Source organism: Candidatus Effluviviaceae Genus I sp. (assembly GCA_016867725.1).
Classification (GTDB): Bacteria; Joyebacterota; Joyebacteria; order Joyebacterales; family Joyebacteraceae; genus VGIX01.
On sequence record VGIX01000007.1, the window covers coordinates 1 to 15,730 of the forward strand.

10 protein-coding genes are annotated in these 15,730 nt (G+C 70.1%); all 10 read left to right on the forward strand.

Annotated features, from left to right (window positions below; translation table 11 throughout):
• Positions 1–280 precede the first annotated feature (280 nt).
• Positions 281–1,864, forward strand: coding sequence for a phosphoglycerate dehydrogenase (locus tag FJY74_03220; GenBank protein ID MBM3307313.1), 1,584 nt, complete (start codon positions 281–283; stop codon positions 1,862–1,864).
• A complete protein-coding gene (locus FJY74_03225) occupies positions 1,840–3,195 on the forward strand; it encodes a TrpB-like pyridoxal phosphate-dependent enzyme (protein ID MBM3307314.1) in 1,356 nt (451 codons plus the stop codon). Before FJY74_03220 ends, FJY74_03225 begins: the two co-directional genes overlap by 25 nt.
• A 66-nt stretch (positions 3,196–3,261) precedes the next feature.
• A complete protein-coding gene (locus tag FJY74_03230) occupies positions 3,262–5,163 on the forward strand; it encodes a metallophosphoesterase (GenBank protein MBM3307315.1) in 1,902 nt (633 codons plus the stop codon).
• 39 nt (positions 5,164–5,202) lie between these two features.
• Positions 5,203–6,504 carry an alkaline phosphatase family protein gene (locus FJY74_03235; protein ID MBM3307316.1) on the forward strand — a complete coding sequence of 434 codons (1,302 nt, stop codon included), beginning with the start codon at positions 5,203–5,205 and terminating at the stop codon, positions 6,502–6,504.
• Positions 6,505–6,725: 221 nt separating this feature from the next.
• Positions 6,726–8,525 carry an ABC transporter ATP-binding protein gene (locus tag FJY74_03240; GenBank protein ID MBM3307317.1) on the forward strand — a complete coding sequence of 600 codons (1,800 nt, stop codon included), beginning with the start codon at positions 6,726–6,728 and terminating at the stop codon, positions 8,523–8,525.
• Between the two features lie 46 nt (positions 8,526–8,571).
• Entirely contained in the window at positions 8,572–9,294 is a 723-nt protein-coding gene (locus FJY74_03245; protein MBM3307318.1) for a hypothetical protein, read from the forward strand.
• Between the two features lie 37 nt (positions 9,295–9,331).
• On the forward strand, positions 9,332–11,167 hold the full coding sequence (locus tag FJY74_03250) for an ABC transporter ATP-binding protein (GenBank protein ID MBM3307319.1): 1,836 nt from the start codon (positions 9,332–9,334) through the stop codon (positions 11,165–11,167).
• A gap of 69 nt (positions 11,168–11,236) precedes the next feature.
• Positions 11,237–13,360 carry an alkaline phosphatase family protein gene (locus FJY74_03255; GenBank protein MBM3307320.1) on the forward strand — a complete coding sequence of 708 codons (2,124 nt, stop codon included), beginning with the start codon at positions 11,237–11,239 and terminating at the stop codon, positions 13,358–13,360.
• 7 nt (positions 13,361–13,367) lie between these two features.
• Positions 13,368–15,506: an alkaline phosphatase family protein gene (locus tag FJY74_03260; protein ID MBM3307321.1), complete on the forward strand. Its 2,139-nt coding sequence runs from the start codon at positions 13,368–13,370 to the stop codon at positions 15,504–15,506.
• A 23-nt stretch (positions 15,507–15,529) separates the two neighbouring features.
• Positions 15,530–15,724, forward strand: a complete 195-nt coding sequence (locus tag FJY74_03265; protein ID MBM3307322.1) for a hypothetical protein — start codon at positions 15,530–15,532, stop codon at positions 15,722–15,724.
• Positions 15,725–15,730 lie beyond the last annotated feature (6 nt).

Genomic DNA, 15,730 nt, shown 5'->3' on the forward strand with positions numbered 1-15,730 from the left:
GCCCCCGTGCCGCCATAGGCCGCAGGCTCTGAAGCGTGTCAATCTTCGGGGCCTGCGGCCTCGTGTTTCGTCGGTACGGAACTTGCTCATCTTCGCCCCGACATGGCCGCCCACCCCGGGCGGCCGCCCACGAGGAGGGGACGAGGATGACACGCTCGCATGCCCGTTGGCTCGTCACGCTCGCGCCGGCCGTCGTCGCAGTCGCGTCCGCGGCGCCCGCGCTCACGAAGGAAGAGCAGCCGTGCGCGTTCTCGTGACCGAGCGCATCTCCGACGAGGGGATGGCCGTGCTCTCCGCCTCGCTCGAGGCGGACGCCGCTCCGTGCGCCTCCCGCGCCGAGCTTCTCGACCGCGTCGCCCGCTGCGACGGCCTCGTCGTGCGGAGCCACACGCTCGTGGACCGCGAGCTCCTCGACCGCGCGCCGCGCCTGCGCGTCGTGGGGCGGGCGGGCGTCGGCGTGGACAACATCGACGTCGCGTACGCCACGGAACGCGGCGTGATGGTCGTGAACGCGCCGGAGAGCAACATCGTCTCCGCCGCGGAGCACACGCTCGCCCTCATGCTCGCGCTCGCGCGCGACCTCCCGGCCTCGGACGCCGCGCTCAAGGGCGGCGAGTGGCCGAAGCCGGGCCGGCACGGGGTCGAGCTCTTCGGGAAGACGCTCGGCATCGTCGGTCTGGGGCGCGTGGGCTCGATGGTCGCGGTGCGGGCCGCGGCGTTCGGGATGAAGGTGGTCGCGTACGATCCGTACATCGCGCTCGAGCGATTCGAGGCGTTCGGCGCCGAGCGCGCCGAGACGCTCGACGAGCTGGTGCGCCGGGCCGACTACCTGAGCGTGCACACGCCGAAGACAGACGAGACCTACGGGATGGTCGGCGCGCGTGAGCTTGCGCTCGCGCGACCTGGGCTCCGCGTCGTCAACTGCGCGCGCGGCGGCATCGTGAGCGAGGACGCGCTCGTGGACGCGCTGCGCTCGGGCCGCGTCGCCGCGGCCGGCGTGGACGTGTTCGACCACGAACCGCTCACGACGCACCCGCTCTTCTCGTTCCCGCAGGTCATCGTGACGCCGCACCTCGGCGGCTCGACGGAGGAGGCGCAGGCGCGCGTCGGCGTCACGGTCGCCGAGCAGGTCGTCGAGGCGCTCGGCGGGCGGCTCCCGAAGCACGCGCTCAACATGCCGCTTCCGGACAGCGAGACCATGGCGTTCGTGCGGCCCTTCCTGCCGCTTGCCGAGGCGATGGGAAGCGCGTTCACCCAGCTCTTCGGGCTTCCGCTCGGCGGGGTCGAGGTGCGGTTCGGCGGCGAGCTCGGCCGCTACCGCACCGAGATCGCGACGTCGGCGTTCCTCAAAGGGCTTCTCGCGTCCGTCGAGGGCGACCAGGTGAACCTGGTCAACGGGCGCGCTGTCGCGAAGAGGCGCGGCATCCGCGTGACGGAGTCGCGGACCACCGAGTGCGGCGCGTACACGAGCCTGGTCACCGCGTGCGGCGGGGACGGTCGGGCGCGGACGCTCTCGGGCACGCTGCTCGGCCGCGCGGGCGCGCGGATCACCGAGGTGGACGGGTTCGAGGTGGACCTGCCGCCGAGCGGCGACGTCGTCGTGTGCTGGTTCGACGCGCGGGCCGTCTGCGAGCCGGGCGTCGTCGGGCGCGTCGGCACGTTGCTCGGTCGCGCGGGTCTCAACATCTCTCGGATGGAAGTCGGGCGCGAGGTCGTGGGCGAGCGGGCCATCATGGTCATCTCGCTCGGCGACGCGGCGGCGCCCGAGACGCTCGCCTCGCTGGAGGGCGTCGAGGAGCTCTGCGAGGTCAAACTGGCGAGGTTTCCAGGGAGGGACACATGGACGCACGGAAGATCATCCTGAGCGAGAAGGACATCCCGAGGGCCTGGTACAACGTGGCCCCCGACCTGCCGCGGCCGCTCGATCCGCCGCTTCATCCGCAGACGCGGCAGCCGCTCGGCCCCGGCGACCTCGAACCGCTCTTCCCGATGGACCTCATCATGCAGGAGGTCTCGCGGGAGCCCGAGATCGCGATCCCCGAGGAGGTGCTCGAGATCTACTCGCTGTGGCGGCCGAGCCCGCTCGTGCGCGCGCGGCGTCTCGAGGCGGAGCTCAGGACGCCGGCGCGGATCTACTACAAGAACGAGGGGGTGAGCGCCGCGGGCAGCCACAAGCCCAACACCTCCGTTCCGCAGGCCTACTACAACAAGAAGGCCGGCGTGAAGCGCCTCACGACCGAGACGGGCGCGGGGCAGTGGGGGAGCGCGCTCTCGTTCGCGTGCAACTGCTTCGGGCTGGACTGCACGGTCTACATGGTGAAGGTGAGCTACGAGCAGAAGCCGTATCGCCGGTCGCTCATGCGCATTTGGGGCGCGGACGTGTTCCCCAGCCCGAGCCCGCAGACCGACATCGGGCGGAGAATCCTCGAGGCCGACCCCGACTGCCCCGGCTCGCTCGGCATCGCGATCAGCGAGGCGGTCTTCGACGCGGCGACGCACGACGACGCGAAGTACGCGCTCGGGAGCGTGCTCAATCACGTCCTCCTGCACCAGACCGTCATCGGGCTCGAGACGAAGAAGCAGCTCGCGCTTGCCGGCGAGAAGGCGGACGTCGTCATCGGCTGCGTGGGCGGCGGCAGCAACTTCAGCGGCCTCGCGCTCCCGTTCGTGCGCGACAAGGCCGCAGGATCGAAGGTGCGGCTTGTCGCCGTCGAGCCGAAGGCGTGCCCGACGCTCACGAAGGGCGTCTTCGCGTACGACTACGGCGACACCGCGAAGATGGCGCCGCTCGTGAAGATGTACACCCTGGGTCACGCGTTCGTGCCGCCGCGCATCCACGCCGGCGGGCTGCGGTACCACGGCGACTCGCCCATCCTGAGCCTCCTCGTGAAGGAGGGGATCGTCGAGCCCGTCGCCTACTCGCAGAACGAGGTGTTCGAGGCCGCGCTCCTGTTCGCGCGGACCGAGGGCATCGTGCCCGCGCCGGAGACGTCGCACGCCCTCAAGGCCGCCGTGGACGAGGCCGTGCGGTGCCGTGAGGCGCGCGAGGCGAAGACCATCGTCGTCGGGTTCTCGGGGCACGGGCACTTCGACATGGCCGCGTACGACGCGTACCTGGCCGGCACGCTCGAGGACTACGAGATGAACCCCGAGACGCTCGCCCGCGCCCTGCGGGATTCGGGGGTGGAGGGGTAGGCCCGTTCTCGTGGTACAATCGATGCGGCGCCCGGGTGCTGTGCCTCGCGCCAGAGGAGGAGCATCATGCGCACGCGTCGTCCGTTCGTGGCGGGGTCGGCGGTCTTCGCGGCGGTCGTCGCCGCGCTCGCTCTCAGCGCGGCGTCCGCCGCGGCCGGCCCCTGGTTCTCCGATGAGCTTCTCGCGCCGAGGCTGGGGCAGCCGGCGCTGCGCACGCCCGGCGAGTCCTTCACCGCGTACGTTGCCCTCGGCGGGACCTTCGCCGTCGGCGACGTGACGGCCTCGCTCGCTGCCGACGACGGCGCGCAGCACGCCGTCACCACGGTCTCGATCACCGCGCGCTCGATCGTCCCCGGCAACGACCTCGACGTGATGCTCTACGCGACGGGGCTCTCGACCGTCCAGGAGATCGTGCTCCAACTTCCCGCCGGCACGCCCGCGGGCTTCTACGGCATCTCGATCGGCCTTTCGGGAACATCCTACGCGTCCGTGTCGGCCGTCCGTGTGTACGACGCGTACCCGGGGAGCTGGGGCTTCCTCCACGCCACCGACGCGCACGTGGGGTACGTGGGGAGCGCGTACTCGTCGCTTGCGCGGCTGCAGGCGTTCGTGAGGGAGGCCAACTTCCTGAACCCTGAGCTCGTCGTCATCACCGGCGACCTCTGCGACGACCAGAACGCGGGACACGACTGGCCGTCGCAGTTCCTCGGCGCGGTGGCGGGACTCCGCGTGCCCGTGTACGTGGTTCCCGGCAATCACGACTACTACAACAACGGGGAGAGCTACAACTCGGGCGGGCCGATGCGGTACTTCCAGGAGATCAACCGGTTCGAGAACTCGGTCGTGACGCTGGGCGGCGCGCGGTTCTACGGGGTCACGACGCAGTACGACCACGGGCTCCTTCAGCTCTACCGCTGCCACGGGCCGTCCACCGAGGGGCTCACCTGGATCCAGTCCGACCTCGCGGGCCCTGGGTCTTCGGGCCACCCGCGGTTCCTTCTCATGCACGGGCCGAACTACGACCGGTGGGTGTGGAACACGACGAACACCGCCGCCGTACGCGACCTCATGACGAGCGGCGGCTTCGCTCTCGCGCTTGCCGGCCACACGCACCGGTTCGAGACCTACAGGAACACCGGCTCCAACTCGTTCGGCCGCGACGACTACGCAAGCGGCAGCGACTGGGGCCGGGACGTGGCGTTCCCCGGCTTCCCGCTGCACGTGCAGACGTCCGCGCTCGGGAAGGCCGAGGGCGAGGACAAGGCCGGTCCCGCTGATCCGGCGGACGCCGTTGAGCCGCCCGCGTCGCGCGGTCCGTACGGAAGCCGCGTCTGCTGGCGGTGGGTGCAGGTGGACGGCACCGACGTCGCCTTCTTCACGGCCGACACCGACGGCGACGGCTACCGGAGCACCGAGACGCCGTGGGACCTCGGGAATCTCACGTTCTCGGTGCAGACGGACGGAGGCGGCGTCATCACGTCGAGCGTGACCAACCAGCACCGCGAGACCTGGCACGGCGTCCGGCACTACGTTCCGGCGGACCCGGAGGCGGACTACGACGTCGAGGGCGGAACGCTCGTGCGGCGGCTGCCCGACGGCAGCGCGGTGGTCGCGGTCGAGTCGGTCGCGCCGCTTTCGGTCTCGACGGTCGTGCTCACCCCGCGCGAGACAGGCGTCGCGGATGGCGAGTTCGCGGTCCGGCTCCGGCACGCGAGCCCGAACCCGTTCAACCCGGAGACGCACATCTCGTTCGAGCTCCCGCGGGCCTGCCGCGTGACGCTCGACGTCCGCTCCGTGGACGGGCGGCGCGTCGCCACGCTCGTGGACGGGCCGAGGGTCGCGGGCGCGCACTCGGTCGTCTGGCGCGGGCGCGACGACGCGGGCGCCGAGGTCGCAAGCGGCGTGTACTTCGTGCGTCTCTCGGCATGCGGGCGCGAGGCGCGGGGGCAGGTCACGCTCGTGAAGTGAGCTGCGGACCGCTGGATGGGGGTTCGACCGGAGGCGCTCGTGGGGCTCTTCAGCCGGAAGTCGAAGCGGACGCTCGTCATCGGACTCGACGGCGTGCCGCACGCGCTCCTCGTGCGGCTCGCGGCCGAGGGCGTGATGCCCAACACCGCGCGGCTGCTCCTGCTCGGCCACCTCTCGAAGATGAAGGTGACGCTCCCCGAGATCTCCGCGGTCTCGTGGCCCTCGTTCATGACGGGCGCGAATCCCGGCACGCACGGCATCTTCGGGTTCGTGGACCTCAAGCCCGGGTCGTACGAGCTTCGGTTCCCGGGTTTCCGCGACCTCAGGGTCCCCACGCTGTGGGACCGTCTGGGGGAACGGGGCAAGCGCTCCGTCGTCATCAACCAGCCCTCGACGTACCCGGCGCGCGAGATCCCCGGGGTGCTGGTCTCGGGGTTCGTCGCCATCTCGCTCCGGAAGGCCGTCTGGCCCCCGACGGCGCTCGCGCCGCTCGAGAAGATGGGCTACGAGATCGACATCGACACCGCGCGGGCGCGCGGCGACCACGCGTACCTCATCGGCGCGCTCGACTCGACGCTCGAGCGGCGACGGAGCGCCGTGGACCACTTCTGGAAGGAGCCGTGGGACCTCTTCGAGGTGGTCGTGACGGGCACCGACAGGCTCCACCACTACCTGTGGAACGCGCTTGACGACGCGTCGCATCCGCACCACGGCGCGTTCCTCGACTACTACCGCAAGGTGGACGCGTTCGTCGGCGAGCTCGCCGCGAGGTTCGCGAGGGACTCGGGGCGCGACGAGGAGGGCGAGGGGCTCTTCCTGCTCTCCGACCACGGGTTCACCGGCATCGTGCAGGAGGTGCGCGTCGCGCGGTGGCTCGTCGAGAACGGGTATCTCGCGTTCGAGAAGGACCCGCCCGGTTCGCTCGACGACATCGCGCCGTCGTCGAAGGCGTTCGTGCTCGACCCCGGGCGCGTCTTCGTGCATCGGAAGGGCCGCTTCCCGAAGGGGAGCGTGGACGACGCCGACGCCCGCGCCGTCGCCGCCGAGATCAAGGCCGGTCTCTCCAAGCTTCGCTGGGAGGGAAGGCCCGTCGTCGAGCGCGTGTTCGAGCGCGACGAGATCTACTCCGGGCCCGAGACGCCGAACGCGGCCGACCTCGTGGTGGTCGGGCACCACGGCTTCGACATGAAGGGGACCATCAGAGAGCCCCAGCTCTTCGGGCGGACCAACCTCACCGGCGCGCACACCTGGGACGACGCGTTCTTCTGGTCGCTCAGGGCCGCGCCGCCCGACCTCGACATCACGAAGCTCGCCGGGATCGTCGAGGGGAGCCTCGCGTAGCGGCCGGACCGTCGGCATCCGGCCGGGATCGTCGGCCGGAATACCGCTTGCGTCCCGCCCCGGCGCTCCCGTAGAATCCCCACCAGCCGCGCCGCCCGGCTTCTTCTTCGCGATTCCCGCACAGGGACGACGATGGTAAGGTCCGCCCCGATGGGGCGGGCCCGCGAGGGCCATGCCGCGGCCCGCGGGACGGCGGACGGGCCGCGCCGAGGCGTGCGACGATGCACTGGGACGACATCCTCATCGAAGAGGACGAGACGGAGGTCAAGCGGATCCCGCTCCGGGCGATGCTCGGGCGGCTCCTTCCGCTCCTGCGTCCGCACGTCCGGACGCTCGTCTGGTCCGCGCTCCTCCTTCTGGTGACGGTCGCCGCCGAGCTCGGCGGCCCGCTCATCATCCGGCGCGTGCTCGACACGGACATCCCCGCGAGCAACGCGCGCGGCGTGCTCGCCATGGGGCTCCTCTACGCGGGCCTCTACGCGGTGGGGATGGTCGCCGCGTACTTCCAGATCGTCCTCGTCTCGAAGGTCGGCCTCGCGGTCGTGATGGGCCTGCGCGAGCGCGCGTTCTCGCACCTCATGGGCCTGTCGCTCGGGTACTTCGACAAGAACCCGCCTGGCCGTCTCATGGCGCGCGTCGAGAGCGACGTCGAGCGCCTCAGGCAGCTCTTCTCCGACGTCGCGATGACGCTCGTGCGGAACGCCGTGCTTCTGGGCGGCACGCTCACCGTGATGCTCCTCGCGAACCCCGCCGTGACGGTTGCGATCCTCGTGTTCATGGCGCCGATCGTGTTCGCGACGTACTTCTTCCTGCGGTACATCCGGCGGGCGTTTCGGACCATCCGGAAGCTCTTCGCGCGGATCTCGGCGTTCCTCGTCGAGTACATCCAGGGGATCCCGATCCTCCAGATCTACGGGTACACCGAGAAGGCGAAGATGGACCTCGTGCGCCTCAACCGCGACAAGTACTCGCGCGAGACGCGCGTGTATCTCCGCGAGTACGCGTTCTGGGGCGCGTTCTCGTCGATCGAGATCGCGGCGATCATGCTCATCATCTGGATCGGCGCGCGGCACCACTTCGGCGTCGTGATGACCGTCGGCACGCTCGTGCTCTTCATCGAGTACGCGAGGCGGCTCTTCTTCCCGCTCGTGCAGTTCTCCGAGCAGCTCGACTTCATCCAGCAGGCGTTCGCGTCGGCCGACCGCGTGTTCGGCGTGCTCGACACGCCGTCGCGGACGCCCGATTTGCCGGACGCCATCGAGACGGTGCCCGCGGACTGGCGGGAGATCGCGTTCGAGGACGTCGCCTTCTCGTACGACGGGGGCGCGCAGGCGCTCAAGGGCGTGAGTTTCCGCATCCCGCGCGGGCAGAAGGTCGCGCTGGTCGGGCTGTCGGGTGGCGGGAAGACGACGGTCACGAACCTCCTGCTCAGGTTCTACGAGGCGTCGAGCGGCCGGGTGACGCTCGACGGCGTGGACATCCGGGAGTACCGGCAGCGGGCGTGGCGGCAGAAGACGGGGCTCGTGCTCCAGGACATCCACCTGTTCCCGGGGAGCCTCCGCGAGAACCTCAAGGTTCTCCGGGACGACATCTCGGACGAGGCGCTCGAGCGCGCGATGCGGGTCGCGCAGGCGGACGGGATGGTGAGGCGGCTGCCGCAAGGGTACGAGACCGAGCTCTCCGAGGGCGGCGCGAACCTCTCGATGGGCGAGCGCCAGCTCCTGTGCTTCGCGCGCGCCATCGTGAACGACCCCGACATCCTCGTGCTCGACGAGGCGACCTCGTCGGTGGACCCGGCGACCGAGCGAAGGCTGCAGGACTCGCTTGAGCACGTGCTCGCGGGGCGGACCTCGCTCATCGTGGCGCACCGCCTCGCGACCATCACGACGGTGGACCGCATCCTCGTGCTCCACGAGGGCAGGCTCGTCGAGGAGGGCACGCACGACGAGCTGTACGCGAAGGACGGGATCTACCGCGACCTCTTCGACCTGCAGTTTGCGGCGCAGGCGGGGACGACGTAGTCCCGGCCGCGCCGGCGGAACGGGAGAACACAGGAAGGAGCGTGCGATGCTCCTCCATGTGATGGTTCTCGTGGCGGCCATGCTCCCCGCGAGCGTGCTGCACGACAACGGCCCGGTGGTAAACAGCCCTGCGACCGGCTACGGGGGGGCGGACGAGTCGCGCTGCCAGGACACGTCCCTCGGGATGAACACACTCGGCTTCAACCACCAGACCACCGGCGTCTTCGTGATCGCCGACGACTTCGAGGTCCCGACGTGCGGGTGGACGGTGAGCGCCGTCCTCTTCTTCGCGTACCAGACCAACGCGCCCACGAGCCCGTCCACGATCACCGAGGTCCGCTTCGAGATCTTCGATGACGTTCCGGGATCGCCCGGAGCGGACGTCGTGTACGGGGACCTCACCACGAACCGTCTCACGTCGAGCGAGTGGCTCCAGTGCTATCGGGTGTACGAGACGACGAGCGGGAACAACGCGCGGCCCATCATGCTGAACCGGTGCGACCTGCCGACTCCCGTCACGCTCGGGCCGGGCGTCTACTGGATCGCCTGGAAGTCCGGGGGCTCGCTCGCCTCGGGCCCGTTCGCGCCGCCCATCTCGATCACGGGCGAGACGACGACCGGCAACGCCCTGCAGTTCAACGGCAGCGTCTGGGCACAGGCGGCCGACGGGGTGACACACACTCAGCAGGGCTTCCCGTTCCTCCTCGAGGGCGCCCCTTCGCCCGTCGAGCCGACGACGTGGGGATCGGTGAAGGCGATGTTCAGGTAGGAGGCGCGGCGGCGCCGGCCGCCGCGAGCGGAGCACGATGAACGCTGACGCGACAGCGGGAGGCAGGATCGACCGCGAGGCCCCGAGGCTCTCGTTCCGGGAGCACGTCCGGTGGCTGTGGCGCTACTGGCGGCCGCACCGGCACATCCTCGTCGCGCTCGCGTTCTTCACGCTCGTCTCGACGACCGTCGCGGTCGCGTATCCGCTCGTGTTCCGCTGGGTGCTCGACCGGGTGGCGGGCGTGTTCGAGGCGGGCGCGGCGGCCGACGTCGGCCGCGTCATGCTCGCGCTCCTGGTCATCCTCGTCGGCAACTTCGTCGCGCGCCTCTACCCGGCGGCGCGCGCCATGATGAACGCGCGCCTCGAGCGCGACATCCGCGACGACGTCTTCGCCGAGATCATGAACAAGGACTACCGATTCCACCACCGGTTCCTGACCGGCGACGTCGTCACGCGCCTCACGGACGACCTCAACGAGTTCCCGAAGGTCGCGTGGTTCGGCTGCTCGGGCATCTTCCGCGCGGTCGAGTCCGGCTCGCGCCTCATCTTCTGCGTGGTCGCCATGGTCGTCATGAGTCCGAAGCTCACGGCGCTCTCGGTGATCCCGCTCCCCATCATGATGTGGATCTTCTACGGGCTCCGGCACCGGATGCGCCACTACATGGAGGCGGCGCAGCAGTCGGTCTCGAAGACGAACAACCTGCTCGAGTCCGTCTTCACGGGCATCCGGATCGTCAAGGCGTTCAGCGCGGAGCGCGCGCAGTCGGGGCGGCTGTCCGACATCCTGAGGGAGCGGCTCGAGACCCTCCTGGGGCTCGTGAAGCTCCAGATCGTCATGTTCTCGCTCGACAACTTCGCGGCACGCGTGTGCCAGATGGTCGTCATCGCGTACGGCGGGTTCCTCGTCATCCGCGGCGAGCTCACCATCGGGACCATCTACGCGTTCTACGTGTATCTCGACATGCTGACCGGCCCCATGATGGACGTGCCGTTCGTGTTCATGACCGGACAGCAGGCGTTCGTGTCCATCGACCGCGTGGAGGAGGTGCGGACGTTCCCGGTCGTCGAGAAGCGGCCGGCCGGCGCGCCGCTCGAGGGCGTCGGCGAGATCGCGTTCGACGGCGTGTCGTTCTCGTACGATGGGTCGCGGAAGAACCTCGACGGCGTGTCGTTCCGGGCGAAGGCGGGCACGCGCGTGGCCGTCGTCGGCCCGGTCGCGTGCGGGAAGTCCACCGTCCTCAAGCTCCTCGCGGGCATCATGGGCCCGACCGAGGGGCGGATCCTCGTGGACGGCAGACCCCTCGGGGAGTGCGACTGGGACTCGTACCGCAGGTCGCTCGGGTACGTTCCGCAGGAGGCGCTCCTCTTCTCGCAGAGCATCGAGGACAACGTGCTCTTCGACCGCAGGCCGGATGGCGACCCGGGGGTGTGGGCGAGGCACTGCCTGTCGGTCGCGCAGATGGACGCCGACCTGGCGGCGCTCCCGGGCGGCGTCTCGACCGTCGTGGGGCAGAAGGGCGCGCTCGTCTCGGGCGGGCAGAAGCAGCGCATCGCGATCGCGAGGGCGCTCGCGGGGAAGCCGCGCGTGCTCCTGCTCGACGACTGCACGGCGGCGCTCGATGCGCACAACGAGGCGCGGTTCTGGTCGCGGCTGGACGAGGAGTTCGGGGACGTCATCTGCTTCGTGGTGTCGCACCGGCTCTCGACCATCCGCCTGGCGGACACGGTCCTCGTGCTCGACAACGGGCGGCTCGTGGACCACGGGACGCACGACGAGCTCGTGGCGCGGTCGGCGGTGTACCGCGAGTTCCTGCTCGCCGAGGAGCGGAAGGCGCATCTGGGGGTGGAAGGGGACGTCGAGACCACCTCTTGAGGCCCGCTGGCGGCGGGGTTATAGTGGAGACACGGCCCAGGTCGGGGGCGCGGTCTAGGCAGAGAGGCGATGCGCCGAGTCCGGAAACCAGCTCTCATCGCGGCCGCGGTCACCGCGGCCGTTCTGCACCCGGCCGCGGCGCACGCCTACGTAGGTCCGGGCGCCGGGTTCGCCGTCGTGGGCTCGCTCGGCGTCGTGCTCATCGCGTTCTTCCTCGCGCTGGCGTCGCTCGTCTCGTGGCCGTTCCGCGCCCTCGGGCGCGCGGCGCGCGGGCGCCGGCTCCGCGGCAAGGCGTCGGTCCGGCGCGCGATCGTGCTCGGCCTCGACGGCCTCGACCCCGTGCTCGTCACGCGCTTCATGAACGAGGGGAAGCTCCCGCACTTCAGCGCCCTCGCCGCGGAGGGTTCGTTCCTCCCGCTTGAGACCTCGTGCCCCTCGATGTCGCCGGTCGCGTGGTCCACGTTCGCGACGGGCGTGGACGCGTCGCGCCACAACATCTTCGACTTCCTCGGGCGCGACGAGCGGACCTACCTGCCGCTCCTGTCGTCCACGCGCATCACGAACCCGAGCCGGACGCTCCGCCTCGGCCGCTACCGCGTCCCGCTCGGCAAGCCCTCCATCCGCCTCATGCGGAAGAGCCGCACGTTCTGGAGCGCGCTCGACGACGCGCTCGTCCCGTGCCACGTGCTCCGCGTCCCCATCACGTTCCCGCCCGAGCGGCTGCGAAACGGCGTCATGCTCTCGGCGATGTGCGTGCCCGACCTCCGCGGGTCGCAGGGGAGCTTCACGTTCTTCACGACGGACGCCGAGAGGGCCCGGAAGCACACGGGCGGCGAGGTGCTTCTCGTCGAGCGCCACGGCGACGTCGTCGTTGGCGAGCTGCCCGGGCCGGCCAACCCGTTCACCGAGGAGCATGAGGAGCTCACGGTTCCGTTCATCGCGCGCGTCGAGGAGGGCGGCAACCGCGTGTGGCTCGACTTCGGCGGGAACGAGCTCTCGCTCGCGGTTCGGGAGTACTCCGACTGGATCACCGTGACCTTCCGCCCCGGGCTCGCCGTGAAGGTGAAGGGCATCGTGCGCCTCTACGTGACGAGCGTCGCGCCGCACTTCGAGCTCTACGTCACGCCCATCAACATCGACCCGGCAAGCCCGGCGATGCCCATCTCGGAGCCGGGCATGTTCGCGGAGTACCTGGCGAAGCTCCAGGGGCCCTACGCGACGCTCGGTCTGGCCGAGGACACCTGGGCGCTCAACGAGCGCGTCCTTTCCGAGGCGGCGTTCCTCGAGCAGACGTACCTCATCCACGACGAGCGCGAGAGGATGTTCCTGAACTCGCTAGCGAAGAACCGCGGCGGCCTCACGGTCGTCGTGTTCGACGCGACGGACCGCATCCAGCACGCGTTCTTCCGGTACCTCGACGACCGACACCCCGCCAACCGCGGGAAGGACACGACGGCGCACCGGGGCGCGATCGAGGAGCTCTATGTCCGCATGGACAAGCTCCTCGCGCGCGTCATGGAGCGCGTGGACGAGAAGACCCTCCTCATGGTCATCTCGGACCACGGGTTCAAGTCCTTCCGCCGAGGCGTGAACCTCAACCGGTGGTTCATCGAGAACGGGTACATGGCCGCGGCCGACGGCGCGGTCGGCGAGTACCTCGCCGGCGTGGACTGGTCGCGGACGCGCGCGTACCAGCTGGGGCTCTCCGGCGTCTACCTCAACCGGAAGGGCCGCGAGGCGAAGGGCGTCGTCGCGAGGGACGAGGTGAGCGCGCTGAAGCGGGAGCTCAGGGCGAAGCTCGAGGGACTCAAGGACCCCGTCACCGGCGAGACCGCCATCACGTCGGTCTACGACGTCGCCGCGATGATGAACGGGCCGTACGCCGAAAACGCGCCCGACCTCATCATCGGCTACAACGTGGGCTACCGCGCGTCGTGGGACGGCGCGGTCGGGAAGTCGGCGGACGCGGTGTTCGAGGACAACACGAAGGCGTGGAGCGGCGACCACTGCATCGACTACAAGCTCGCGCCGGGCGTCCTTTTCTGCAACCGCAAGGTGCTCGCGGCGCGGCCGCGGCTCATGGACATCGGTCCGTCCGTGCTCGAGGCGTTCGGCGTTCCGACGCCGGAGCACATGCAGGGCCGGTCGGTGTTCTCGGAGCCGGAGCCGGGCGGCGTCGAAGGGGGTGCGTGAGATGGGTGTGCGGGGCAGGGCACCGCGCGCAAGGCGCGCCGCGGCGCTGGGGGCGGCGCTCGCGTGCTCGCTCGCGGCCCTCGTCGCCGGGTGCGGCCCCGGCGCGTCGACCGACGGTCGGCTCACGCAGGCGGAGCGCGCGGAGCTCGCGAGCGTGCGGCCCGCGTCGGACGAAGCCCGCACGAAGCGCGTCATCATCCTCGGCATCGACGGGATGGACCACCGGATCACCGAGCGGCTGATGGCGCAGGGGAGGCTCCCGCACTTCCGGATGCTCGCCGACGCGGGCGGGTATCGGCCGCTCCTCTCGAGCATCCCGCCGCAGAGCCCCGTCGCGTGGTCGAACTTCATCACGGGCGCCGACCCGGGCGTGCACGGCATCTTCGACTTCGTGCACAGGACGCGGGAGTCGTACTTCCCGTACCTGTCCATATCCGAGGCGAGGGCGGCCCCGAAGAAGACGCGCGTCCTCGGCCTCGAGGTCCCGAACCGGATCCGCCTGCCGCTTTCCGACTACGTGTTCCCGCTCAGGAGCGGCGGCGTCGAGAATCTGCGGGGCGGGGTGGCGTTCTGGCAGGTGCTCGAGAAGGCCGGCATCCCCTCGGTCATCTTCGCCATCCCGTCGAACTTCCCGCCCGTCCCGAGCGAGCGGGGGCTCGTGAAGAGCCTCTCCGGCATGGGCACGCCGGACATCCTGGGCACCTACGGCACCTCGTCGTACTACGTGACGAGCGTGCCGACGGGCGGAGACGACGCGGGCGGCGGCTACTTCTACCACGTCGCGTTCGACGGCGTCGTCGCCGAGGCGAAGCTCTACGGCCCGCCGAACGACTTCAAGGACTTCGATGCGATCGAGCGCCGCACCGGGCGGGCGGTCCCGTACCAGGAGCGGAAGGCGACGGTCCCGTTCCGGATCACCGTGGACCCCGAGAACCCGGTCATCATGATCTCCCTGCAGGGTCGCGAGATCCTGCTCTCCGAGGGCGAGTTCAGCCCGTTCGTCCCCGTGGCGTTCGAGATGGTGCCGCGCCTCGTGAAGGTGCCGGGCATCGTGAGGTTCTTCCTGAAGTCGGTGCGGCCGGACTTCGTGCTGTACGCAAGCCCGGTCCAGATCGACCCGGCCGATCAGGCGCTCCCCATCACCGACCCGCCCTCGTACGGGCGCGAGCTCGTGGACGCGCTGGGGCCCTTCTACACGCAGGGCATGGCCGAGGACACGAAGGCGATCGAGAACGGCGTCTTCGGCAATCGCGAGTTCGTCGCGCTCGCCGAGATCGTCTTCGATGAGCGCATGAGGGCGTACCGGTACGAGCTCGATCGGTTCGAGACCGGGTGCCTCTACATGTACTTCTCGTCGCTCGACCAGTGTCAGCACTCCATGTGGCGCTGCGGCGACCCGAGTCACCCGGCGTACGACCCGGCGGAGGATCCCGCGTACGCGACGTACCTCGACAAGCTCTACGTGCGCTTCGACGAGGTCCTTGCGACGGCGCTCGAGAAGGTGGACGAGAACACGACGCTCCTCGTCTGCTCCGACCACGGGTTCGCGCCGTGGTACCGCGAGGTCCATCTCAACACGTGGCTGTGGAACGAGGGGTACCTCGTGCTCAAACCGGGCGTGCGGCCCGACGAGGTCGAGTGGCTCTCGGGCGTGGACTGGACGCAGACGCGGGCGTACGGGTTCGGCATCAACAGCCTGTACCTCAACCTGCGCGGCAGGGAGGGGAGGGGCATCGTGACGCCGGGCGTCGAGGCGAACGCGCTCGTGGACGAGATCGCCGCGAAGCTCGACGCGCTCGTGGACCCGAAGTCCGGCGCGCGCGCCGTGTCGGCGGCGTACAAGACGCGCGACGAGTACCACGGCCCGTGCGCTCCGGACGCGCCCGACATCGTCGTCGGCTACTCGTGGGGCTACCGCGGCTCGGACGCGTCGGCGACGGGCAAGATCGGCGTCCGCGTCTTCGACGACAACACGAAGAAATGGAGTGGCGACCACTGCTCGGACTACCGCCACGTGGTGGGCGTTCTCTTCGCGAACAAGCCCATCGCGCGCGAGGGGCCGGCGCTCTACGATCTCGCGCCGACGATCCTCGCGGAGTTCGGGGTCCCGCCCATGAGCTGGATGGTCGGCCGGCCGGTGTTCTAGCGCGGCCCGCGGAGGGAACTGCCATGTTCGGCGGAGGCGGCATCAGGCTCGACAGGGACCTGCTCGAGAAGGTCAGGAAGTACGCGAAGCTCGCGGGCTACTCCTCGCCCGAGGAGTTCGTCACGCACGCCCTCGAGAAGGAGATCGCGAAGCTCGAGGAGGCCGACTCGGAGGAAGAGGTGAAGGAGAAGCTCAAGGGCCTGGGCTACATCTCGTAAGGCGGT

Coding starts and splice junctions, on each gene's coding strand:
- FJY74_03265 (MBM3307322.1), top strand. CDS start 15,530: ATGTTCGGCGGAGGCGGCATCAGGCTCGACAGGGACCTGCTCGAGAAG.
- FJY74_03220 (MBM3307313.1), top strand. CDS start 281: ATGGCCGTGCTCTCCGCCTCGCTCGAGGCGGACGCCGCTCCGTGCGCC.
- FJY74_03225 (MBM3307314.1), top strand. CDS start 1,840: ATGGACGCACGGAAGATCATCCTGAGCGAGAAGGACATCCCGAGGGCC.
- FJY74_03255 (MBM3307320.1), top strand. CDS start 11,237: ATGCGCCGAGTCCGGAAACCAGCTCTCATCGCGGCCGCGGTCACCGCG.
- FJY74_03230 (MBM3307315.1), top strand. CDS start 3,262: ATGCGCACGCGTCGTCCGTTCGTGGCGGGGTCGGCGGTCTTCGCGGCG.
- FJY74_03245 (MBM3307318.1), top strand. CDS start 8,572: ATGCTCCTCCATGTGATGGTTCTCGTGGCGGCCATGCTCCCCGCGAGC.
- FJY74_03240 (MBM3307317.1), top strand. CDS start 6,726: ATGCACTGGGACGACATCCTCATCGAAGAGGACGAGACGGAGGTCAAG.
- FJY74_03250 (MBM3307319.1), top strand. CDS start 9,332: ATGAACGCTGACGCGACAGCGGGAGGCAGGATCGACCGCGAGGCCCCG.